The sequence below is a fragment of the Bacillus sp. FSL K6-1006 genome (genome assembly GCF_038593175.1).
GTDB classification, from domain to species: domain Bacteria; phylum Bacillota; class Bacilli; order Bacillales; family Bacillaceae; genus Bacillus; species Bacillus safensis.
This window is the reverse complement of record NZ_CP151970.1, coordinates 1,623,176-1,646,684: the sequence shown is the minus strand read 5'-3', so window position 1 is coordinate 1,646,684 and position 23,509 is coordinate 1,623,176. Positions and strand designations below refer to the sequence as shown.

The window sequence follows — 23,509 nt, the reverse complement described above, 5'->3', positions numbered from 1 at the left end:
AGCATGTTCAGTACCATTAATACCTCTCTCTTCCTTTATATATAAACGGAAAGCCACTATGAACAGAGCGGACTGATAATAATGCACCTGAATACAATGAGCGAACAACAGAGCTCCCTATGAAAGAAAGTAACATCTACACTAAGTCATCTCTAATTCCAAAAAACTTTGTATGACACAGTATGGTTATTCATATAGAAGCAAAGAGTGTATCAGTAAACAGCCTTCACTTTCGACTTTCTCAAAACCCCCTAATGGATAAGTACTTCAACGTTAAAGAAATAAGCAGTTCAATTTTAATCCCACTGCCTTTCTCCTTCACTTCAGAGAAACGCGTTCTCATTTTTAGGGAATCGCAATTTAAAAATCATTCATATTGAACTCCCCGAAAAGCAGGCAGAGACTAAACGGATAACCTTCATATTATACATAGAGAAAGAATCATGTTTATATGGAATGAATGTATCCAGACTGCTTAATCAGCCATGCATGTAAAAGTAAAGGTGTCTTCTGTGCTGAACTGCTATATTCATCTGGAACCTGCCTTAAGGTGTGCTGTAAATTTTCATTTCCTATTAACGATAAAAATTCCATACTAAATGGGCTGAATCCTCCAATTATAGAAGTACCAATCTTATACTTTACATCTTTTCTAGGTTGGGTAATATAGGTGAGTAACTGCTCGAACTCAGATAATGTCAATGAGGCGTGATATTGATCATATAAATACAGTTCTTCTTCTTTGTTCTGAACTGAACTCATTCCACTTTCTATACTATCTCGATTTAAATCAACTATATAAATAATAGATTCATTTGATAAATAAGGAAGGAACTGTTCTAATAATGCTACAGGATCTTCAAATAGCCCAAAACACAGATGTATTAAAATCGCATCATAACTTTTCGCATGTGATGAAAAATTTTCGATATCTGTACAAATAAAATTAGCTTTTATATTCAATTGATTTGCACAATGTATGGCTTCCTCTGATGAATCAATTCCTGTCAAATCAGCTAGAGGTAATTGCTTAGATAAATACTCAAGCATCTGCCCTTGTCCACATCCTATATCTAAAATAGAGGCAGGCTTTTTTTTGAATGTTAGTTGATAATAAGAAATGAAAGTTTCAGCTGATAGACATCGAGTAAATGGCGTTTCTCGATTATCATAATTTGAACTTATTTTTCTTTTTTCTGGATCCAAAAACCATGACTGAGCCAGCGCTCTTTTTCCTTTAAGCTCTTTCATCTTTTCTAGTATTATCACAGGGTTTACCACCTTTATAAAAGCCTCACCAATCAGTTTCAGATAATACGGGAGGTTTCGTTTTGAAGTTGTTTATTTTGAGAGGTTGAAAAAAATGAATGAACAGATTATGTGAAATATGAAATGTTATCGCTGCTAGAATACCAAATGTTAAGTATGAAATAACTGTGATGAATGTAAAAAGCGACATATAAGCAATAGACTTAACACCGCCTATTGGTATATGCAGCAAGATAAATCCTATTGAACTGATACAAATCGATACCGCCACAGATTCCACAGAATTTGTTAGTAATAATAACGGAAGAAAGAACCGCCAAATCAATTCTTCTGATAGAGCAGTTAATGGAAGAAAAAAGATTGAATCAACATTGACAGCATATCTGCCTCTAAATGCAACAACTTTGTTTTTTAATTTCCATAGAACTGACGGTAATAGGACACCTAATAAAAAGAAGAATAAAATACCATACACATTTTTATTATTAGAAATTTCAACTAAGAGCTCTTGAGAAAATGCTCCACAGCATATAGAAGCTCCGATTATCGTGAATCCATCATAGCTCCTCTGAGGAGTGATATATGTTATTAACTTTCGATCGGATATTGGTTTATCTCTCTTGATTTTGATAACCATTTTAGAGCTTAAGGGACCCAAAAAGTGAATGAGGATCCCTAAAGCTGCTACCATTGAAATCATCTATTTAAGTACCCGCAATCAATGTATAAATTGGAGCGTCATCTACTCCATTAAATCCACCGATCAGTTCCATTAACTCATCATCGATAAACCCTCCGAATGGTCGGCTATTAATCTTCTGTGCAGTAGATAGCAAAATCATATTTTGCATGACATGTCCTGCCTCCATAAAAACGAAGCGATAAGAACGATGTCCATACTTAAATCGAGAACGCCAAAAATTCGCTGAAATGACTACGGCAAATGCAAAATCTTGAACGGATTCTTCTTGTAACATTATTTTCTCAAATTCTTTTTCAGAGTAATCACCCATTTTAGTCAATCCTTTTCTATACGGATCGAAATGATAAATACCTTTGTCTAAAGAATCCACTTTGTTGGCTACAATAAATAGATCTAGAGGATAAAGTGCCCCGCCAGATGGTATAGGGCGTCTAGGTCCTTCTTTACGCTCTACCAATCCATAACTCTTCTGTAAAACTGTTGAGAGTTGTTCTAATGAAACACTCCCCCCGCTAAAATAATCTGCACTTTTTCGTTCCTGAATGACATCGTCTAAAGATATATTTGTATTTAATGGTTTAGGTAGTAAAATTAAAGGCAGGTCGTCAAATCTTTTACTTGCATGTGTAGCAATCTTTTGCAAAGTTTGAGATCGCAGCAGCCCTGCAACACCAGGTGCGTCCCATGCCATTGAACCCCTATAGATTTTTGTTGCCTCAAACCAATTTTCAGAAGGATCATCAAACCGTAATGCTTCGTTTCCATACACAACATCAGCCAAATTAGTAGCATGTCTTTCAATACTATTCATATATTTAATCACCTTTCTACGATATTAAGGAAATGGATGCGGAATTGGATTCAGTTCTTCTAACTTAAAAGGTTTATCTACTAAACCTAAATGATAAGAATGTTTTAAAATTCGTTCTCCGCCCAACATTCTACCTCTATAAAGAACGTCAATCGGTTTATATCCAGGAATAATTGATTTTACGACATAGGCACCAGCATCTTTTATATCAGGGCTGGTTAAATCAAAAGTTGCCACATGATATCCTTGTTTTGATAAATGACTGACAAGGTTAGTCCATAGAATGTCTGGAGAACGATCATCAAACGGTGCATAGTCTTTAACGTCCACTAATTTCTCACTTGCTGTTAAAAAATCAGCTTCTTTCACAATAGCTGTTCCCGCATAGAGTTTAATATGATCTTCAAAACTGTTAATATCTCGATGATAATCTACATCCACTAAGGCGTTCCCTAATCGTTGTTCTGTTTTTACCCAAGTTCTTGTATACATTCCCTCTATCGCAGCTTTCTCACATGCTCTTTCAATTGAATGAGCAGAGGCCGCGCCAATAGCAAATGGAGCTAAATCTGTATGAGGATTTCTTATCACTGCCAAAATAGTAGGAACACCAGAAAAAATGCTCATGTCTACTAAATGCAAATCAAGAGAAGTAGGTTTAATATATCTTTCATAGAAGTGTTTTAATCTAGGTGAGGTATTAATATCGATCTGCGGTAAACTTAACTTATTGTACCAAGTAAGCATAAATGCATCTCTTTCAATTGTTTCAAATAAACCTGAGATTGCCGCTTCTTGATATGTAATACCACAAGCTAGTCCATTACTAGTTGCATGACCAATATTGGGGTCTCCTGGCCACTCAGTATAGTTTGCAATATGAATTAATTGAGCAGGCGTCCAAACTTCTTCATTATTTTCAGCAATATGACCTTTTCTCCACCATAATTTTGTATCTTCATTCCATCTATCATGAGGAAAATTCGGGTCTTCATATTGAGTGACAGCATACATCTCCCACTTATCAAAGCCAATTACTGATTTGCCTTCATTGATTAAGTCCTTTTGAGTACCAAAACATACAACATCAGAGTTTAAAGGTAAATAAGCGGCACTATATCTTTCCACCGTTTCACCTATAGCTGCTAATCTGGCTGCAGCTGGATTAGCAGATCCTCCCCCATTATATGAATTAGACGGTACCCCAAATAAAATATTGCTGTCTGTACCATGCGCTCCATATGAATGACCCCATATATCATCAACGTCTCTGAGTTTTCTATACTCTCTACGGACTATCCCAACATAAGGATCTGCCAATTGGTCGAGTATTTCCCATGACTCTTCTAACGTTGTCCATTTATTAGCCATAATTAATTATTCACCTCACCATGAAACCAAACTTGAGGAAAACCTGTATCTGCAGCTGGGGAACACTTCGGGCATCTAGGTACTCTATAGACACGATGATGATTAAATGAGACACCTTTATCATCTAAATTAATTGTTGTAAATCCACCTGGTATTGCACTTGGTGCGTAATCTTTTAGTGTGAGCCATTCTAAAATTAAATTACTTGCAATTCCGATTTGAACTAAATGAATCGGCATATGATAAACCGGTTTCTTTTCAGGATTTATAGGCTTTATTTTCATTAAGTCTGAACGCAATACTTCGTCAGAAAAGTTTGCTGACTTTCGAAGGTTATAGCAATGTAAACAAGCTGATTGATGTGGTATGAAAAATGGACCTACCCAAGATGTCTGTCCATCATATGGCACAATGCTCAACCAAGGTATGTGGTCTTCTAATGCTAGATCATTTATTTCTTCAAAAATCGGGTCTAAATGAGAGTTGCCAATAGCAACCCTGATATCCGGCTGCTTATTTAATTCTCCTTTAAGCACTACATGTAGCCCTGCCTCTTGCAAATGACGAATAAATTCAGCAGCAACTGGATTATGATCTCGCGTAATAACTTCAACAATTCCTGTTTTTAAACGATCTAGTATATCTTCAACCAATACTTGTCCACCGGCTCTTTCATAAGACAAAAGCGCCGTCAAATCAAAGTTCATATCCGTCTTAACACACATTCCGTTTGTAACTAAAAATTCGAGGACATGTTTTAATTGATCACTCTCTACTTCGAAATTCTCCTCTAGTTCTTTAATCGAAACCCCATTATCTTCCGTGAGATAATTAGAAATTTCTTGAATAAATTCAATAATTCCGTCACCTTCAATTTTGGTGACAGTTTGCGCTTTTAAACCAATCAAACTGTCTTCTAGTTTACCTAGCGTAATGTGTGGTGCTAATTTATACCTCGTCATTTCTTGGTCTTTGACAAACATATATTATTCCTCCTTTAAGAATAATTAATTTGTATTTTAGATAATTGGGCCCGAGTTGGGGGGTGACCAATTATTTGTTCAAGCGTGTTCGTAAATGGCTGTAAATGTTTTGAAGAAGAAGCTTCTTGAAAACCGACTAACCATTCTAATACGTCTAAAGGCATATTGTTCTGGGACAATATTGATATGACCTCTTCTTTACTTTTACAATATAATTCAATTTTCATATTTAAATCCTCTTCAAAAATATCCTTCAGCCTACTCATACTTACTAACTCTGGTCCTGTTAAATCATATGCCTTTCCAGCACGATTCCTAACATCTTTTTTAGGGATTAAACATGCCCTTACAACATCTTTTGTATTGATCCAATTAACTCCCTCGGGAGAAAATGCAGTTATTAATTTACCAGTAGCACCTGCCCATCCTCTATAAAGTTCTATATTGATATCAAGCGGTGAAGTCCTATAAAGTATGCTATTCTGATAGATTTTCAATAATTCACTTTCAAGAGAACCTAGTTCATCCTCAACAGTATGCCTTCTATTAGATAAAATAATCGTTTCCGTTTGAAAATCAGTATTATTTATAAAGTATTCTTTGTCATAACTAACAGCCCCGCCCAAATCGATTATTTGAGCAGGATAGTCTTCATACTCAACTTTCATCTTCTCTAAATAGGCTTTGATTGGTTCTCTAATACCGACATAATGAATACTCATAAAGAGCCCCCTCTTTCCCAATCACATTGGGATAAAATGGTTAAAATCTAAGTGAATCAACTTATAATAGAAAAAGTAATCTTCTATTCGAGTTCTTCATAACATAGTAACCTCAACTTTTTTCATACATTTAATTAACTTAATATCTAAATACCCAAAATATTTGATCCAAAATAACGCCGCCCTTCAATCAAAAAAACAACATTAAGACCATATAAACCCTTTAAATACATAAAATTTTAAATATAGTATTATTTTCCATAGTCATATTAAACCACACTTTTTCAGGGTTATCAACGAACTTTTCAGAAAATATAAAACTTTCACACTTAATCATTGACAAATAAAGACTTATGAACCATCATATGTAATATATCAACTACATATCTATGTTGATAAATTTTAAATAAGGAGGTCTAAAGATGACTAAAATTACAATCCCAACTGCTTTGGCCGCTAAGGTACATGGGGAAGGTCAACATTTATTCGAACCAATGGCTGCGCGCTGCACTTGCACAACAATCATCTCAAGTTCTTCAACTTTCTAATCAACTTTAGTTTTTCGACATATCATTGAAAAGATCGCTCGCCCACCTAGCAAAGAAGACTTAGCTGGGTGGGTGGGCATCTTTTATTTGAAAATAGAAGTTCTCCACATTTATTTTGCTTAACGAAAACCTTGCATTAAACTTTCATATCATGTTAATGGGGCAGCAAGAGATAGTGAATAAAACAAAAATAAAAGGCTATTGAGATTTTTCTCAATAGCCCCTGCTGTATTAAATATCGATTACTTCCACACCGCTTAAATCTGCCCCTTCTCCTTCTAAAATATGATAAGTCATTTTATCCATTGTCGCTCCAATAAAGTTTAATTTTTTAATCGTACATGATTTAAAATTAACATTGATTAATTTAGAATTCTCAAAAGAAATGTTTTTAAAATAACAATTTTCAAATAAAACATTGATTAAAGATGATTCATCCATACTAATGTTGGGTAAATGACAGCCATATAAGGATGAATTCGTTATCTCACAATGTTCAAAATGAGATTGAGTCAAATCACTCTTTTCAAAGGTAGTTGAGGAAATTTTAGAATGGCTAATATTAACTTTTCTCAGATAACACCCATTAAAATCTGAATGGCTCATTACTTTTTGTACAATCGATAGTCCCTTAAAATCGCACAACTTATATTTAACATTTATAAATGTTAACCATTCTAAATCAGCATTAACAAATATTTTTTTCACGTGCTCTACGCGGTTATGATCATCAATTACTAATGTATGGTTATCAATGCTTATTTCGCCTGATTTCAGCTTTTCAATAAGCATATCCTGAACCTCTGCATCTTTTAATCCATCATTTTCGAGTTTTAATTTAACATTTCCAAGCAGCTCTAATAATTCTTTTTTCTTTTCTTCATATGTTTTGTCTTTTTTATATGGGCGAAAACAACTTTCAACATACAGTTCTAACTCTTCACTTAACATTGCCTCACTCCTTTTTCTACAGACAGCATACATGCATTGATTTGGCGGTGCATAACATTTAGCTGAAATTTTTAGTGACTAGCCTCTGGCTCTCTTTATATATTTTTTATAGCCAACCAACGAAAGAATAAACCCTAACAGTGTATAGCCTATAAGGACTGCTGTTACTAAGATCAAATTCTCTCCTCCTGGTAGTGTTGATACTGATTGCACTAAGCCTTGATGTGCCCAATACTGCGGGAAGAGCATACCAATTATTTTGAGATAACTAGGTAATTGATCAAATGGAGTCCATAAACCACAAGCAACCGCTGTCCCTAAAGCAATCATGTTTGTCATCACTAAGCCTGTATTCTCAGTTTTAGCAAATGCAGCGATGGCAACTCCCCATGAAGTCACTTGCATTGATAATAGGACAACTACTAAGAAATACGAGCTGTATTGTGTTATTTCAATACCATATAAATAAACCCCTAAAATGGTTAACAGCAAAACTTGAAATAAGATAATAATAAAAAACGGAACGCACTTTCCAAGAAAAAAATGATGCGGCTGTAAAGGAGTACTTGCCAGCCTTGCCACAATTCCTTTCTCACGATCTTTTACAAAACTAATGACAATTGAAATAATGACAAATGTGGAGAAAAACACGCTCATCCCTGTCACTGATTGAGAAGCAACCAATGTTTTTTGTACTTGAGAACTACCTGATGTAAATAATTCTATTAAAAGAATAATTGAAGCAACTGGTAATAAAATGGTCCAGAACAACAATGATCGATCTTTCACCTGTTTTATAGATTCGATGCGGACTAGTGGCCACATAAAAATCACTCCCGTTATATTCATTTGATTCCCTTCTATACAACTCTTAAATAATCACATTTTTTATTTATTTTACCATTTGCGGATGTGGCGAATTAGAATTAGTCAAATAATGTTGACTAATTACTTATGATTTTAAATCTACGGTACACACAAATTAATTCTGTTCGTTAGATTTATGTTCTTTCTACATCAGTCACTCTTTTAAGTTATTTTCATTGAAATACGAGAGTGGTTTTCATTCATAAAGGGCATTTTTATTGTAATTGATCACGTAAATCTGTTCCTGTTAATTGAAAAAAGACATCTTCAAGTCTCGGTCTGTACAAAGATAATTGTTGGGGAACCAATGATTCCTTCTTACTCAGTTTAGCCAAATCTTCTAAAGTATCTAATGGTTTTGTAGTTTTAACTAACACTCCACCTTGATAAGTTACAAAATCATACCCGAGATTAGTTAATGTTTTATTAGGAATCTTAGATTCAAAAAAGACTGATGTTTCTGCGTAACGATTCAAAAGCTCATCTATTTTGCCTTCTTCAACAATGTTCCCTTTATCAATGAAAGCCACATAATCACATAAACTCTCTATTTCCTCCATATAATGACTAACATAGATAATAGTTCTTCCCTCTTCCTTCAATTTGTTAATGATGTCGAAAATATAACGTCTTGATTGAGGATCTACCCCCACTGTCGGTTCATCTAAAAGAATTAACTTAGGAGCATGCATTAAAGCGCAGCCAATATTCAAACGGCGTTTCATTCCTCCTGAAAAGCTTTCAACGATATCATTTGCTCTTTCCCACAATCCTACATCTTTTAGTGTTTTTTCTACTCTTTCATCTAATGTTTTCCCTTTTAAACCATAAATTTGTCCAAAAAACTCCATATTTACTTTCGCTGTTAATTTTTCCTCTAAGCTGATGTCTTGCGGTATGTAGCCGAGCGCACTTTTAGATTCACCAACATGCTCAACTTTGCCTTCATATGATTTAATGATGTGAGATATAATTTTCATCAAGGTTGATTTACCAGACCCATTTGGACCTATTAATCCATAACAAACTCCTTCTGGAATCGTTAATGTAACACTTCTTAACGCTTGGGAAGTTCCATATTTTTTACTGACGTTTTCTATTTGCAACATTCGGCACCCTTTCCTTTCATCTCATTTATTTTTTAAAATGGCTTCAATAACACTCAAATATTCTTTGTAGGCTTGCTCTCCCAAATCTGTTATACTAACGATTGTTTTTGGTTTTTTATCCACAAAGGTCTTTGTAATTAGCACATAGCCTGCTTCCTCTAATTTTTTTAAATGCGAGCCCAAATTACCATCTGTTACAGATAAAGAACCTTTTAAGAAGCTAAAATCACATTTTTCATAAATCATTAATAAACTCATAATCCCTAACCGGACTTTTGGATGGATTAAATCATTTAAACTATTGACATTACTCATTTCCTTGTCCTTTTCTTTTTAAAATCACACCAGTTAATAACAAACTTCCTCCACCTATAAAAGCGAAGATAATGTTCATTAAACTAGGAAATAATAAAAATGTAGTTACACCTAAAACACTTAGCCAGAACCCCATAATAAAGATCTCTTTAGCCAGAACAATACCTAAGAGTAAATACATGATGGAAACCAATAAAACAACATAGAAGGGTAAATTATTTAATGTATATGGTAATAAACCAACACATATTAAAAAAATAAAGATACCTAAAATGATTCCAATACCAAGCCATGTGTATTGCAATTGAGTTCTTAAAAACAAGGGCATCGGTATCATTTTCTTTTGTTTAAAATAAGTAGTTAAAGTGATAAGCCAGCCAGCAATGCCTAAAATAAGCCAAAAGACAGCTGCAGTTATAGAATGAGCAAAAAGTAAAGGTATTGAATATCCCATTATCCAAATAAGGCCCCAAATGATAAAATAAATACTGGTTTGTTTACAATACTCTGTTTTATAGTTTGTAATCGTCTTGATATGAGATAAATTCTCTAATATTTCTGAATTATTAAATTTTTCATTAGACATAAATAAACTCCTCTTCCACAAAGAACTCTGTACTACAGAGTATAGAATTAAATTTCCATTTAGTCAAGTTATTGGAAATTCCTTTTTATGAATTAAAATAAATATAACCACCCCCTTCCTTTCAACGAAATCTCATAAATACCTTCTGCTTCTTGATCGTTTCTGGAACTTGGTCTCATAATCGCTTCATATTTCAAGAAATTTAAATATAGAAAAAGTGATAAATATTCTGTCTGAAAAGTAAGAATTACTAATTGGAGTGAGCTATATAAACAGTTCCTTATTCAGCAGGCATTCGTCATCGGTTCTTTTCATTCATTCTTTTCGCATGTTCACTGATAAGTGCTGCCTCCCTGCTCCCTTTTATGATGCGGAAACCGTCATAATCCGGATAGAGCGAATCATCGTCCTGAATGCTTGTTAAAATCCAAAATTGACTGCCAGCCCCTCCGAGCCGCTCAACTGCTGACAGCCAGCTTTGGTATACGTCAGGACGAGCTGATTGATTTTGATAGCCAAACTCTTCTAGCACAACTGGCTTTCCGATTGAATTCCCGCGGTTGATATGGTCTTCGATCCATTTCACTCCCCAGGCAGCAGACTTATTCCAGTGATCTGGGTACAGATGATAGGTTCCATAATCGATATTAGGAAGAGATGTTAAACGGTTCCAATCGACGCCTTCTCCTCCACCGTAAAACCAATCTTCATGTCCTGGTATGCGAAAGAATCCTTCATCTCCTACTGCAACAAGATGGTGACGATCCAGCGATTTGATCCATGTACTCATTTCATCTGCCCATTTGACTAGTACATTTCCCGTGGGATCTGACTGCATCCGCGGCTCGTTGGCTAATTCCCAAGTCATAATAGCTGGATCGTCTTTATATTGAACACCTGTATACGTATTGGTTCTTTCTAATACATAACGCACATAATTTTTGTATGCTTTTTGAATACGAGAATCTGTATAAAAAGCATCATGCGATTCTGCCCCGAACCACTTCACATATTGATTCATCCCGCCAAAGTCATCCCAATTGTTCACTAGTGGGATCACAAGCTTTATTCCTTCCTGTCCTGCTTTATAAATTGCATAATCTAGTTTTTGAAAACCAGATTCTTCATAGACGCCTGGACTAGATTGTAAGACTGAGTTCTCTTGAGGGGCCCCGTCGTGAAAGCCCCAAATCCGTATGACCTTTAAATTCATTGCTTTCATATCATCGAACACAGCATCTACCATTTTTTTAGATTTATAATGGAAATAGTAATTATTTGTGCCGGCGAAGTAAAATGGTTGATTGTTCAGCGTAAATTGTGTACCAGACGTCTGCACATAAGCGGCGGCCTTCATCGTAAGCGAAAACCAGCCAGACCATATAGCGGCTACAAGTATGAAGCAAGACACTCTTTGAGCCAACTTTTTCATTTACATTCTCCTCACAATCTATCTCTATCCTTCTTGAGGCAGGATCACATCTAGTTGATACGGTGTTTGTTCATTTGAATCAAGTGCAATTGTCTGCTGTTTCAACATTTTACTTTCTTTACCGATTCGAATCTCATATGTTCCGTGAAATGCTGGACATTTCACATGGCCATTAGCATCTGTTTTTTCAACTCTTTGGGTCGTCCACTCATTTAAAAGCTTTTCATAACGTCGGCCTGCTTCATTTAAAGACCAATCATAATTCACGATGGCTGCATGTTCACCTCTCCAATGGGCACCTGCCCAAAATCCCCACATCAGCACTCCTTTTACGGCTGGATGACTAAATGCGACGCGATATAAAGCCTCCAGGTTATCCGCTCTTCTATTAGGGTCAGGGTGAACAGAATCGTACTCTGTGACCCATATTGGAAGACCAAGCTCAGCCAGCACATCGAGCCTCTCTTTGACAATGACTGGATCGACCCGTTCTTCAAAATGGCCTTGAACCCCAATCGCCTCAATAGGTGCGCCTAACTGACGCAGTTCATTGATATGCGCTTTATAGGCATGGTGTTCACCATAAGAGATCACATTATAATCATTCACAAACAATAGTGCTTGAGGGTCAATTTTTTTCGTTTCTTCATACATCCACTTCCAAATAGTTTTCCCAAAGCGATCTTTAAAAAATGAACCATGCATCATTTCATTGTTTACATCCCAATGACGGAACCTTCCCTTAAAGTGATTGCCCGCATGCTCAAGCCGGTTTTTCATAGCTTCATATACTTCGTGATTCGGCAGTGACCTTAGCCAGCTTGGATTCGCATCCTCTACCTCCCAAAATAAAGCGTGCCCCCTCACTGGAAGCTGATGTCGATCTGCAAAATTCAGCATCGCATCTGCTTTTTCGTAGGTGATTTTCCCTCTTTCTGGCTCATTCGCATACCATTTTGCTTCATTTTCAAAAACAGCCCAATTAAAATGCTTTACGAAAAAATCAGCATATTGTTGATTAAATAACACTTGTTCATTCATCGCTGAACCAAAGGCGAATTCATGTCTGATTTGCTTTATTTCAACCTCTATACCTGCTATTGGCTTTTTTTCGCCGTTTGTCACGTTGATCACAAGATCTCTTTGTCTATGCTCTGAGATTCGATCATCCGCCTCTTTTTTCCACATCAGATTTTCCTGCCCATTTTCGCCTCTATTGAATGAATGATGAAGAAAGCTTCTTTCTTTGACCATGTGAAATCACCCTTATCTTCATTGGATTGATATTACTAATCAAACTGCCGGCTAGAAGCCGGCAGCTTGATTTTAACCTCTTAGTTGATCAGACGATGGTATTCAGCATAGGCAGTGGCCATATCCACTTGAGACCAGAAGCGGTGATAAGTGAAAACTGGTGCGCCATTCTCCCATTTGCCTGTAGCTTCATTAAATGAAGACTGATATTTACTTTCGAGTGAAGACCATGCTGGATCTTGTTTAATCTTCGGACGAAGATCAGCAAAACTCGTATAGACCCCATTCCCTCCTCGCTGCGGGTCAGAAGGAATGGTGCTGGCTCCAGGAATCTGATTTCCTTGACCAAATGTCCCATTCCATCCATTTGGGAAATACACTTCTTTTCTAAAGAAACGGTCATAGTCTTCTCTATCTTCCTCTGTCACTATGCCGACGCCATCATTGTAATTCCATGCAACCTCTAGGAGCTGCGCGGCTGCATCTTTCGCTCTTGCACCAAGCGCTGTATAATCACCTGTTTCCTGCTTTGTGGCTGCAGCAAAGAATATCAAAGCTTTGGCTAGACTTCCTAATACGCCCGTATCCTGAGTCGGATCTTTAGTTACAGCTGTTAAATTTGGATTTCCTGTTGCAGACTGGAACCCATTCCAAGTATCAGGCTGTCCGCTCCAAGCAATATTTCCAGGAAGCCAAAACTCTCCAGGCGCACTTGTTGTAGCAACCGAAACATTCGTTCCCCCTAGAATTCTCTGTCCTTGCTCATCTAAGAAATAACCCTCTTCATCCGACACAGGACGGCTGCCGATAAAAATGTAATCTAAGGCATAGCTGACCCATTTTGTTATGACAGATTTGGCCATTTGGACATTTTCAGATGTTTTGTCGCCATCTTTTACAAAAATATAATAAAGCTCTGCTACGCGCTCCATTGGCCACGCCTGCATTCCAAACCAGTTATTTGAAGGCGGGTCAAGGTAAACAGGTGCATCTTCATATGCCATATCATAAAAAGTACTTCTTCCTGCTGGATAAGCGCTATAGTCCCCATTCCAGCTATTGGTTGCGCCTCCTGCTATGGCTCCTTCTTTCGATTGAAGCCATACGTAAAATTCAAGCTGTCTCTTTAGTGTTTTTTCCCAATCGCTTGCCCCTGTTGCTGAAGATGGCTTTAAGCCTCCTTTATCTGAGGATAAAGCATAAGCAGCGACAGGATTTTGATATCCTTGATGACAATGGCTCGCTCCGATACGCCATGACCAGTTTGCATACTCCCCAAGTCCTCCGCCCCAAGAGGTATACCATGCCATTAAGTAATGACAGGCACCCTTTCCGTTTCCAGGATACGGATTCCCCTGCTTCCCGCTTCCAATCGTTTGAAAATATTTATCGTACATGCCGTAACGGAGGAAATCCCCCATTTTTTTCGCTTTATCAAGATAAGCTGACTGATTATAGCCGAGCTCCTTTGCCCAATACATCGCTTGTATCGCACGCGCATCAGCATCCGTTGCATTCGTATAGCGCCACTGGGCAGCTGGAGCTTGATTTTCTTTTGTGAACAAGCTCATAAAGCCTTCACTCGGCTTACCAAAAGATTTATCGTCCTGTGATGGATGAGGGATGGACTCCCATACAGATTCTTGCGGTCCACGCTGGAATGTGTTCACATAGGCGGCTGTATGTGATGGGTTGAGCAAGTTGCCATAGCCATACCAGTTATCTACGTCAAGGAGCCAGTGCATTAAATACGTTTCGTTCGTCCCATAGGTTGATTTCAATTCACTATCAATTGGATCTTGACCAGCAGGACGAGCACCGGTCAGCTGGCTTGGGTATTGATCCGGAAATGGTTTCTCTGCTGCGTATGTGGCTGGGCTGGACGGATTGTAAGCGTTCATATGCGGCTGCTCATCATGTCCATCTTCATTGACTGGGATGATGTACTTCTCCATATTGTCCCAAGCTGCCTCTAATTTGCTCCAGTCCCCTGTATAATGTCCGTACAGCACCTCAAGCCACAGCCAATAGCTATACGCTTCTGAAGTTGTCATATGTCCGTAATCAGGTGCTTCACAAATGAGCGTCTCGATTGAATGATACGGAATTCCTTCTGGTGAAAAATATCCATTCGCATCGCTTTTGATTTGATGATAAAGCGTTAAAAACCGTTCTTTGTTTGACAAGTCCTTCACCCTTTCAATAAAATCATTGTTTTTTTATTTGTCTGGAAGTGTGCCAAATACTAAAACACCATCGTCAAAGACAGGAATCTTCGTTGTTTTTTGCATATTGGATGTTAATCCTTGATAGGAATAATCATTTGAGGCATCCCATATATTCGATCCATTTGGAGCAGATAATCGAAATTGTATTTCCTTCTTATGCTCAGATTCTCCCCTAGGAGAAATAGCTACGCCCGTAAAATCGATTTCTGCAAAATAGACGCGGCTTGATGCGTCATATACCTTTAAAGGTGATAAGGAAGCGCCTTCATTGTAGGCTGCTGTCACTTGAATATCCTTTTCAGTGAGCCCCTTTGAAAAGACCTCACTCAGATTGACGTAATATCTAAAGGACAGTGTTTGACTGCTTCTTGCCGGCCAGCCGGACCGGTTGTATAGCACTGCTTTCACTTGAGTAGATGTTGTATCGTTATGCATCACAGCTGCCTCTACAAAAAACTCATCCTCCACCTGTTCTTTAGGCGGGAAATTGGGCAGCTTTGATTGCCCTTGACCAAACAGCTGCACCATTTTGGCGATATTTCCAGTGAAGGCGGCATTATAATCAGTCGCCACCTCGTTTGATACATAATCCGAGATGTCATCGTCATATTGATCCTGTGCATCAGGACCTCCAACAAGCGCTCCATAAAGTGTGTGCCGATGAACTGGAGGATTTGTCAGCTGGTTCGACCATGAGCCATGTGCAGTACGGTGGTGCGGGTGCTTCGGAGGATTCTGGCCAAAACCAACGACATAGCTTCTATTCAGCGGATTATCCCCTAGCATATAGTGAGTTTGCTTAATCGCAAACGATTGGTATCGATTTTTCTTTTCTTGATCAGATACCCAATCAGCATAGACAAAGGCTAAAAATGCTGCATTGGCGGCATAACGAAGTGAACCCCATTGATCAAGCCATGCCAAACCGCCAGGCGTATAGGTGATTCTTTCTACTTTTCCATTTTGAACAAGACCTGTAGTCCAGTAATCAAGATTGCGCTCTGTCGATTCTATAAATCTGTTTTCTTTCGTGATTCTTGCTAGTAAGATTTGTGAGGCAAAAAAAGTATTGTCCCATGACATGGTAAACGTATAATCCCAATCCTTCGGCCATTCCTCTACCGCTTTTAATGCTTTGTTTAAATAGGTTTCTTCATTTGTCGCCAAGTACAGCCAGATCCCGCCCCAAATAAGTTCGTCAACATAGCCGCTCCAGGAGTTGTAAAATGGCTGCGCATTGGTGACACAATCTGTATATTTGCCGCGATACCTGTCAGCAAATGCATATAGCTGTTTGGCATGTGTTAAAAGCTTTGCTGCATAGGACGCATCTGTTTCTTTAAAAATGATAGAACCTGCTGCTAAAGCCGCCGCAGTTTGTGCAGCTACTTCTGTGCCAGGACAATGTTCATCAATTTTAAAAGCTGGCCGGTTCATCGGCATCACTTCTGCTGGACCCCACCAAGCATGATCGGCGTTTCCATCACCTACTTGCGCCCAAAATTCATTCGGTCCTGTATGTGCTTTCAAAAAATAATCCGTTGCCCACTTGATTTGATCTAAGATCTCATCAAGCAATTCTGCTTCTTCATAAGCTTCCCGGTATTCATATACTGTCCATGCAAGCACGGCTGCTGAATAAGCCATCGGAAGTCCAAATTTCACATGATCTCCTGCATCATACCAGCCGCCAGTTAAGTCATGCCCAACATCCTTCCCGTCCTCTAGTCCAGAATCTCCCCGCCAGTTAAGACGATTACTTTCCGGAAGCCGGCCTGACCGCTGCGCTTCATAAAACAGCATGGATTTTTGGAGAACCTCTACATAGTTGTAAGATGCCATTTCTCTATTGCTCACCCCTTCTTTTTAGTGAAACATTGATCAATAGACGCGACCGCCTCCTTTCTATCCTTCATTTCGTGATCTGTACAGTTTTGAAAAGAATCAAATATGTTTCAAAAATAAGCATAGTAAACAGCAATCAGCTTTACGCTCATCGAAGGTTTTCTCTTGATTCTCCTTCTGACTGTACCCAGAATGATCATATGTCGCTTGAGAACATTTCAGACGGCGAAATTCTCTTTTGAGCTCTATTTGGGTAGAAAGAATGACATACAATCTCTTCTCTTAAAACATCACGCTAAATCAAGATATATGAATGAATAAGAAAATAATTCCAATTGATGGGAAAACTTTATTAGTTAACATAATAAAATTATTGTATATAGAGAAAAGAACGCCCTTTTAGGGCGCTCTTATTTATCACATTAAAATAAAGAAAGCTGGTTTTGATCAGGAAGTGCTTCTAAACAGCCTTGACGATCTAAATATTCAAGGATGGTCTTCGACACTTTTCCGCGTTTTTGTAAATCTTCTTTTGAGAGGAATTCCCCATCTTGCCGCGCGCGGACAATATTTAACGCAACGTTTGTACCAAGTCCGGGGATTGAGTTAAATGGCGGTATTAAACCGTCTCCATCAATGATAAACTCCGTTGCACTTGAGCGGTAGAGGTCAACTTTTTTGAAGTGGTAGCCTCTTTCACACATTTCAAGTGCAAGCTCTAGTACAGTTAATAGGTTCTTTTCTTTCGGTGATGCATCTAGACCTTTAGAGTTAATGTCATCCATAACAGCTCGTATCGCATTCGATCCTTTTGTCATCGTTTCAATATCAAAGTCATCCGCACGAACGGTAAAGTAAGCTGCATAGTACAGGAGTGCATGATGCACCTTGAAATAAGCAATCCGAACAGCCATTAACACATAAGCAGCCGCGTGGGCTTTAGGGAACATGTATTTGATTTTTTTACAAGAATCAATATACCAGTTTGGTACATTATTATTCTTCATTTCTTCTTCCCATTCAGGAGGAAGTCCTTTTCCTTTACGAACAGATTCCATGATTTTAAAGGCAAGTGACGGCTCTAAGCCTTGATAGATGAGATAGACCATAATATCATCACGGCACCCAATTACTTCACTTAGTTCACACGTTTTATTGTGAATGAGCTCTTGCGCATTTCCGAGCCAAACATCCGTACCGTGTGATAGTCCAGAAATCTGAACAAGCTCTGAGAAGGTCGTTGGTTTTGTATCCTCTAGCATTTGCCGAACAAATCTTGTCCCAAATTCTGGGATACCGAGTGTACCTGTTTTACAGCCAATTTGCTCTTCTGTTACACCTAGTGGCTCTGTCCCTTGGAAAATCTTCATGACTTCAGGGTCATCTGTTGGAATCGTTTTTGGATCGATTCCGCTTAAATCTTGAAGCATACGAATGACCGTTGGATCATCGTGCCCAAGAATATCCAGCTTGAGCAAGTTATCGTGGATCGAATGGAAATCAAAATGTGTCGTCTTCCAATCGGAACCTGTCGCATCTGCTGGGTATTGAATAGGTGAGAAATCGTAAATGTCCATATAATCAGGCACAACGATAATCCCGCCTGGATGCTGGCCTGTTGTTCGTTTTACCCCTGTACAGCCTTGTACAAGCCGGTCGATTTCAGCGCCTCTCATATGAAGGTTATGATCTCCTGCATAGCCTTTTACGTAACCATATGCTGTTTTTTCTGCAACGGTACCAATCGTACCTGCTCTGTATACATAATCTTCACCGAACAGCTCTTTCGTATAGTTATGTGCGATCGGCTGATATTCGCCTGAGAAGTTTAAGTCAATATCAGGTACTTTGTCTCCTTTAAAACCTAAGAACGTTTCAAACGGAATATCATGTCCATCTTTTTTATACGGCGTTCCACATTCTGGACAGTCCTTATCAGGAAGGTCAAAGCCTGAACCAACAGATCCGTCATTAAAGAACTCAGAGTGCTTACAGCTTGGGCATACATAATGAGGTGCAAGTGGATTTACTTCAGTAATCTCTGTTAATGTCGCAACAAGAGATGAGCCGACAGATCCCCTTGAACCAACAAGATATCCATCATCAAGTGATTTTTTTACGAGCTTATGAGAGATTAAGTAAATAACGGCGAAACCATGACCGATAATACTTTTTAATTCTTTCTCAATGCGGTCTTCTACGATTTTCGGCAAATCATCTCCGTAGATGCTGCGCGCCATTTGATAGCTCATTTCCCGTATTTCTTCATCTGCACCTTCAATTTTTGGTGTGTAAAGATCATCTTTGATAGGTTTAATGCTTTCGACCATCTCAGATACCTTTTGCGTATTTGTTACGACGATCTCTTTCGCTTTTTCGTCTCCTAGGAAGGAGAAGGCTTCGAGCATTTCATCTGTCGTTCTAAAATGAACTTTTGGCAGTTCATGGCGGTTCAGCGGATTCGCTCCACCCTGTGATGAAATTAAGATTTTACGATAAATTTTGTCCTCTGGATGCAGGTAATGTACATTTCCAGTCGCCACAACTGGTTTATTCAGCTTTTCGCCAAGCTTGACAATGTTTGTGATGATTTCTTTTAACGCACGCTCATCTCGAACTAGCTCAAGCTGCAGCAGGTGCTGATACACTTCTGGCGGATGTACTTCTAAATAGTCATAAAATGCTGCAATGTCTTCCACCTCATCAGGTGACTTTTGCATCATTCCTTCAAATACCTCACCCTTATCACAAGCAGACCCAACAATTAAACCTTCTCGATATTTCTCAAGCTGAGAGCGCGGAATACGCGGGACCCGGTAGAAATAATGAATATGAGAAAGTGAAACAAGCTTAAATAAATTCTTAAGGCCAGTCTCATTTTGAGCAATCAATGTCGCGTGGTAAGGACGTGAGCGCTGGTAAGCATTCGACTGCCCCATGTTTTCATTCAATTGATCGTGATAGGCAATCTCTTTTTCAGCCGCATCTTTTAGCATCTTCAGCATGAGATAGCCTGTCGCCTCTGCATCATAAATCGCCCGGTGATGCTGCGTCAGTTCAATATCGAACTTTTTACAAAGAGTGTTCAGCCGGTGATTTTTAAATTCTGGGTAAAGGAACCGGCCAAGTTCAAGTGTATCAATGACAGGGTTTGACGCTTTATCTGTTTTTAGCAGGCGTTTATACGCTGCATTTAAAAAGCCCATATCAAAGCTCGCATTGTGCGCAACAAGGATATCTTGTCCAATCCATTCTTTGAAATCCCGCACGACGTCGACGACATCTGGTGCATCTCTCACCATATCATCGGTGATACCTGTTAATTCGATGGTGGTCGCTGATAACGGGTGATGGGGATTAGCAAATGCCTCAAAGCGGTCAATGATTTCCCCGCCTTTTATTTTCACTGCTGCCAGCTCAATGATCGTGTCATAAACGGCTGAAAGTCCAGTTGTCTCTACGTCGAATACGATATACGTCGCATCCTCTAACAAGCGGTGCTCTGGGTTATATGCAATCGGTACCCCGTCGTCTACTAAGTTGATTTCCACACCGTACATCATTTTGATGCCATGCTTTTTACTTGCTGCATACGCATCTGGGAAGGATTGTACAACGGCATGATCCGTCAGGGCAATTGCTTCATGTCCCCATTTTTTTGCTTGTTCAACAAGTCTGCCAATGCCAGTGACAGCATCCATTTGGCTCATAGGGGAATGTAAATGAAGCTCCACACGCTTTTCACCCTCAGGTGCTGTATCTTCTTTCAACTGCGGTTTCATTTCATTGACATCATTGGCGATCATGACAAGATCTCTGACAAACGTATCATTTTGAATGCTTCCTCTTGCTTTCACCCACATGCCTTTTTTCAATGATTTCATCAGCTGAGCATCTTCTTTTTCTCTTGCAAACATTTTGATCAAAATACTGTTTGTATAATCTGTGATCTTAAAGATACAAAGCGTTCTCCCGCTTTTCAGCTCACGCGTTTCTGCATCGAATACGTAGCCTTGAACGGTAATTCTTCTTTCCTCGTCCATGATACTATCAAGCGTACGAATTTCTTCATTGTCTTTGATTTGATAGCCAATCATCAGAGGGCCTGACGGAGCTTCATTCTGCTCCTCACTTTCTTTCTTCTCCATCTCAGTGAGGGCTTGCATGGCTCTTTCTTGATCTTCAGCAAGCTTTTGTTCTCTGAACTTCTGAATCTCTTGATCTGATACAAAAATTTCTGTATCGAATTGCAGCTCTGGAAAGCCCACTTGTTTAAATGCGGCCTGAAGCATCGGGCTGTACTTCTTCTTAATAGCGAGTGCCTCTGTTTCGCTTTTCGTTTTAATGATGATTTTATGTCCAGACAGCGATGGTTTTTGCTGCTGAAGCAAGCTGATGATTGGGGGAGAAATTCCTTGAAGTTCTTCCACACAATGTGACCAGTACGATTGCACGAGTTCTTCAGATATGTGCGGATCACTCACTTCAATCGTACAAGTGATTTGTGCAATATGTGAAAATGCATTTGTCAGCCTGCTGAGAAACATGGCGTATACTTTGTAAGGCAAAAGCGCTTTAAATTTAAAAAGGAAATGCCATGTTTTCGTCGCCTTATGCACCGTCAATTTGACGATTTCTCCTTCTTCAAAGTAACGACTGAGGTCATCATCTGTCATTTGAATCTGATTGAGTAATATATGAAATTGCCGCCGTGTGATCGGTAATTGTTCATCCAAGACAGGACCCTCCTTTTGTCAATCAGAAAGGTACCTCTTTTCTACAGGAGGTACCTTCATTTTTTTGTTCGCTTTATGCTTGGCGTATAAATGAAATCAGATCATCAACAGATACTTCATGTGATTCACCTGATTTTCTAAACTTCACTTCTACTATACCTTCTTCTGAACGTTTTCCGCAGCTAATACGAATTGGCAGTCCAATTAAATCACTGTCTGCAAATTTTACTCCTGCACGCTCCTGGCGGTCATCGAAAAGTACGTCAAAGCCTTCATCTTCTAAGCGCTCGTACAACGTTTCAGCCAGTTCTTTCTGCGCATCGTTTTTCATATTTAATGCAAGGAGGTGAAGGTCATATGGTGCCACTGTTTCCGGCCAAATGATTCCTTTCTCATCGTGATGCTGTTCAACAATCGCTGACAGCGTTCTAGAGATGCCGATGCCATAGCAGCCCATAATCATTGGCTGCGCACGACCATTCTCATCGAGGTACGTTGCATCCATCGACTCAGAATAACGAGTGCCCAGTTTAAAGACTTGTCCTACTTCAATCCCTTTTGCAAATTGGATTGTGCCTTCCCCATCTGGAGAAACATCTCCTTCTTGAATCAAGCGAAGATCTGTGAATTCTTTTACTGACACGTCACGTGCAGGATTGACATTGACATAATGATAATCCGCTTCGTTTGCACCAGCGACAGCATTTGTCATTCCCTTCACAGCAAGGTCCGCATAAATATCGACTTCTGCTTCCAGTTTAACAGGTCCAACAAATCCAGGCTCAGTTCCAATAACTTTCAGCACTTCTTCGCGTGAAGCAAGCTCGACAAGCTGTGCTCCTACCAAGTTTTTCACTTTCACATCATTTACTTCATGATCGCCTCTAGTTAGGATCAGAACATACGCATCATCTGCTTTAAACAAAACAGATTTAATGCAAGCAGAAGGGTCAACTTCTAAAAAGCCAGCCACATCTTGAATGGTTTTCATTTGCGGAGTATGGACTTTTTCAAGCTCTTTGAAGTCCGCAGGATTTGCTTCTTTTCCGTGATATACAGCCTCAGCCATTTCGATATTCGCGGCATATGAGGACGTATCAGAATAAGCGATGGTATCCTCTCCGACTTCTGAGAGCGCCATGAACTCATGCGTATCTTTTCCACCCATTGCCCCTGAATCTGCAATGACTGGTCTAAAATTGAGACCCACTTTTGAGAACACATTAGAGTAAGCCGTAAACATTTTGTTGTATGTCTCATCAAGGCTTTCTGGTGAAGAATGGAATGAGTATGCATCCTTCATGATAAATTCACGTCCGCGCAGCAGTCCAAAGCGTGGTCTCTGTTCATCACGGAATTTTGATTGAATCTGATATAGTGTTAAAGGTAGCTTCTTATACGATTTCACTTCGCTGCGTACTAATGATGTGATCACTTCTTCGTGGGTTGGGCCAAGCGCAAATTCGCGTCCGTGGCGATCCTTCATACGCATCAGTTCTGGACCGTATGTATACCATCTTCCTGACTCTTGCCACATTTCTGCCTGCTGCAGCACTGGCATTAGCAGCTCAGCTGCGCCTGCCTTTTCCATTTCCTTGCGGACGATCGATTGAATATGCTGAATGACTTTATGCGCAAGCGGCAGATAATGATAGATTCCACTTGTATTTTGTCTAATAAACCCAGCTCTTACTAAGAGTTGATGACTTTTTGCCTCAGCATCTGCCGGCACCTCTCGAAGAGTTGGAATAAAAGTCAGGGATTGTCTCATGTCGTTAC

General features: G+C 39.0%; 17 protein-coding genes. All 17 read right to left on the bottom strand.

All coding sequences use genetic code 11. From position 1 onward, the window contains the following. Positions 1 to 447 precede the first annotated feature (447 nt). A complete protein-coding gene (locus NSS65_RS08460) occupies positions 448 to 1,269 on the bottom strand; it encodes a class I SAM-dependent methyltransferase (RefSeq protein WP_131631251.1) in 822 nt (273 codons plus the stop codon). Between the two features lie 25 nt (positions 1,270 to 1,294). Continuing rightward, positions 1,295 to 1,960, bottom strand: a complete 666-nt coding sequence (locus tag NSS65_RS08455; RefSeq protein WP_335370715.1) for a CPBP family intramembrane glutamic endopeptidase — start codon at positions 1,958 to 1,960, stop codon at positions 1,295 to 1,297. Between the two features lie 13 nt (positions 1,961 to 1,973). Continuing rightward, positions 1,974 to 2,783, bottom strand: coding sequence for a SagB/ThcOx family dehydrogenase (locus NSS65_RS08450; protein ID WP_070325831.1), 810 nt, complete (start codon positions 2,781 to 2,783; stop codon positions 1,974 to 1,976). Between the two features lie 24 nt (positions 2,784 to 2,807). Continuing rightward, the gene (locus tag NSS65_RS08445; RefSeq protein WP_034623592.1) at positions 2,808 to 4,154 is read right to left on the bottom strand and encodes a YcaO-like family protein; all 1,347 of its coding nucleotides are present in this window, start codon (positions 4,152 to 4,154) and stop codon (positions 2,808 to 2,810) included. A 2-nt stretch (positions 4,155 to 4,156) separates the two neighbouring features. Beyond that, complete coding sequence (locus NSS65_RS08440) at positions 4,157 to 5,137, bottom strand: TOMM precursor leader peptide-binding protein (RefSeq protein WP_034281831.1); 981 nt, start codon at positions 5,135 to 5,137, stop codon at positions 4,157 to 4,159. Between the two features lie 14 nt (positions 5,138 to 5,151). Then, positions 5,152 to 5,859: a hypothetical protein gene (locus NSS65_RS08435; RefSeq protein WP_342467372.1), complete on the bottom strand. Its 708-nt coding sequence runs from the start codon at positions 5,857 to 5,859 to the stop codon at positions 5,152 to 5,154. 779 nt (positions 5,860 to 6,638) lie between these two features. Next, positions 6,639 to 7,358 carry a pentapeptide repeat-containing protein gene (locus tag NSS65_RS08430; RefSeq protein ID WP_252050433.1) on the bottom strand — a complete coding sequence of 240 codons (720 nt, stop codon included), beginning with the start codon at positions 7,356 to 7,358 and terminating at the stop codon, positions 6,639 to 6,641. 78 nt (positions 7,359 to 7,436) lie between these two features. After that, on the bottom strand, positions 7,437 to 8,207 hold the full coding sequence (locus NSS65_RS08425; protein ID WP_252050432.1) for an ABC transporter permease: 771 nt from the start codon (positions 8,205 to 8,207) through the stop codon (positions 7,437 to 7,439). Positions 8,208 to 8,440: 233 nt separating this feature from the next. Then, a complete protein-coding gene (locus tag NSS65_RS08420; protein ID WP_034281828.1) occupies positions 8,441 to 9,334 on the bottom strand; it encodes an ABC transporter ATP-binding protein in 894 nt (297 codons plus the stop codon). 21 nt (positions 9,335 to 9,355) lie between these two features. Further along, entirely contained in the window at positions 9,356 to 9,649 is a 294-nt protein-coding gene (locus tag NSS65_RS08415) for a transcriptional regulator (RefSeq protein WP_041117404.1), read from the bottom strand. Further along, complete coding sequence (locus NSS65_RS08410) at positions 9,642 to 10,235, bottom strand: hypothetical protein (protein WP_326135110.1); 594 nt, start codon at positions 10,233 to 10,235, stop codon at positions 9,642 to 9,644. The genes NSS65_RS08415 and NSS65_RS08410 overlap by 8 nt, the downstream gene beginning before the upstream one ends. Before the next feature lie 298 nt (positions 10,236 to 10,533). Beyond that, on the bottom strand, positions 10,534 to 11,667 hold the full coding sequence (locus NSS65_RS08405) for a cellulase family glycosylhydrolase (protein WP_326135109.1): 1,134 nt from the start codon (positions 11,665 to 11,667) through the stop codon (positions 10,534 to 10,536). Positions 11,668 to 11,691: 24 nt separating this feature from the next. Further along, on the bottom strand, positions 11,692 to 12,921 hold the full coding sequence (locus NSS65_RS08400; protein ID WP_326135108.1) for an endo-1,4-beta-xylanase: 1,230 nt from the start codon (positions 12,919 to 12,921) through the stop codon (positions 11,692 to 11,694). An 80-nt stretch (positions 12,922 to 13,001) separates the two neighbouring features. Beyond that, on the bottom strand, positions 13,002 to 15,107 hold the full coding sequence (locus tag NSS65_RS08395; RefSeq protein WP_326135107.1) for a glycoside hydrolase family 48 protein: 2,106 nt from the start codon (positions 15,105 to 15,107) through the stop codon (positions 13,002 to 13,004). 33 nt (positions 15,108 to 15,140) lie between these two features. Beyond that, positions 15,141 to 16,991 (bottom strand): glycoside hydrolase family 9 protein, encoded by a 1,851-nt coding sequence (locus NSS65_RS08390; RefSeq protein WP_326135106.1) that lies wholly within the window; start codon positions 16,989 to 16,991, stop codon positions 15,141 to 15,143. Between the two features lie 425 nt (positions 16,992 to 17,416). After that, a complete protein-coding gene (locus NSS65_RS08385; RefSeq protein ID WP_235362306.1) occupies positions 17,417 to 21,670 on the bottom strand; it encodes a PolC-type DNA polymerase III in 4,254 nt (1,417 codons plus the stop codon). A gap of 133 nt (positions 21,671 to 21,803) precedes the next feature. Further along, positions 21,804 to 23,501 carry a proline--tRNA ligase gene (locus NSS65_RS08380; protein WP_034281811.1) on the bottom strand — a complete coding sequence of 566 codons (1,698 nt, stop codon included), beginning with the start codon at positions 23,499 to 23,501 and terminating at the stop codon, positions 21,804 to 21,806. Positions 23,502 to 23,509 lie beyond the last annotated feature (8 nt).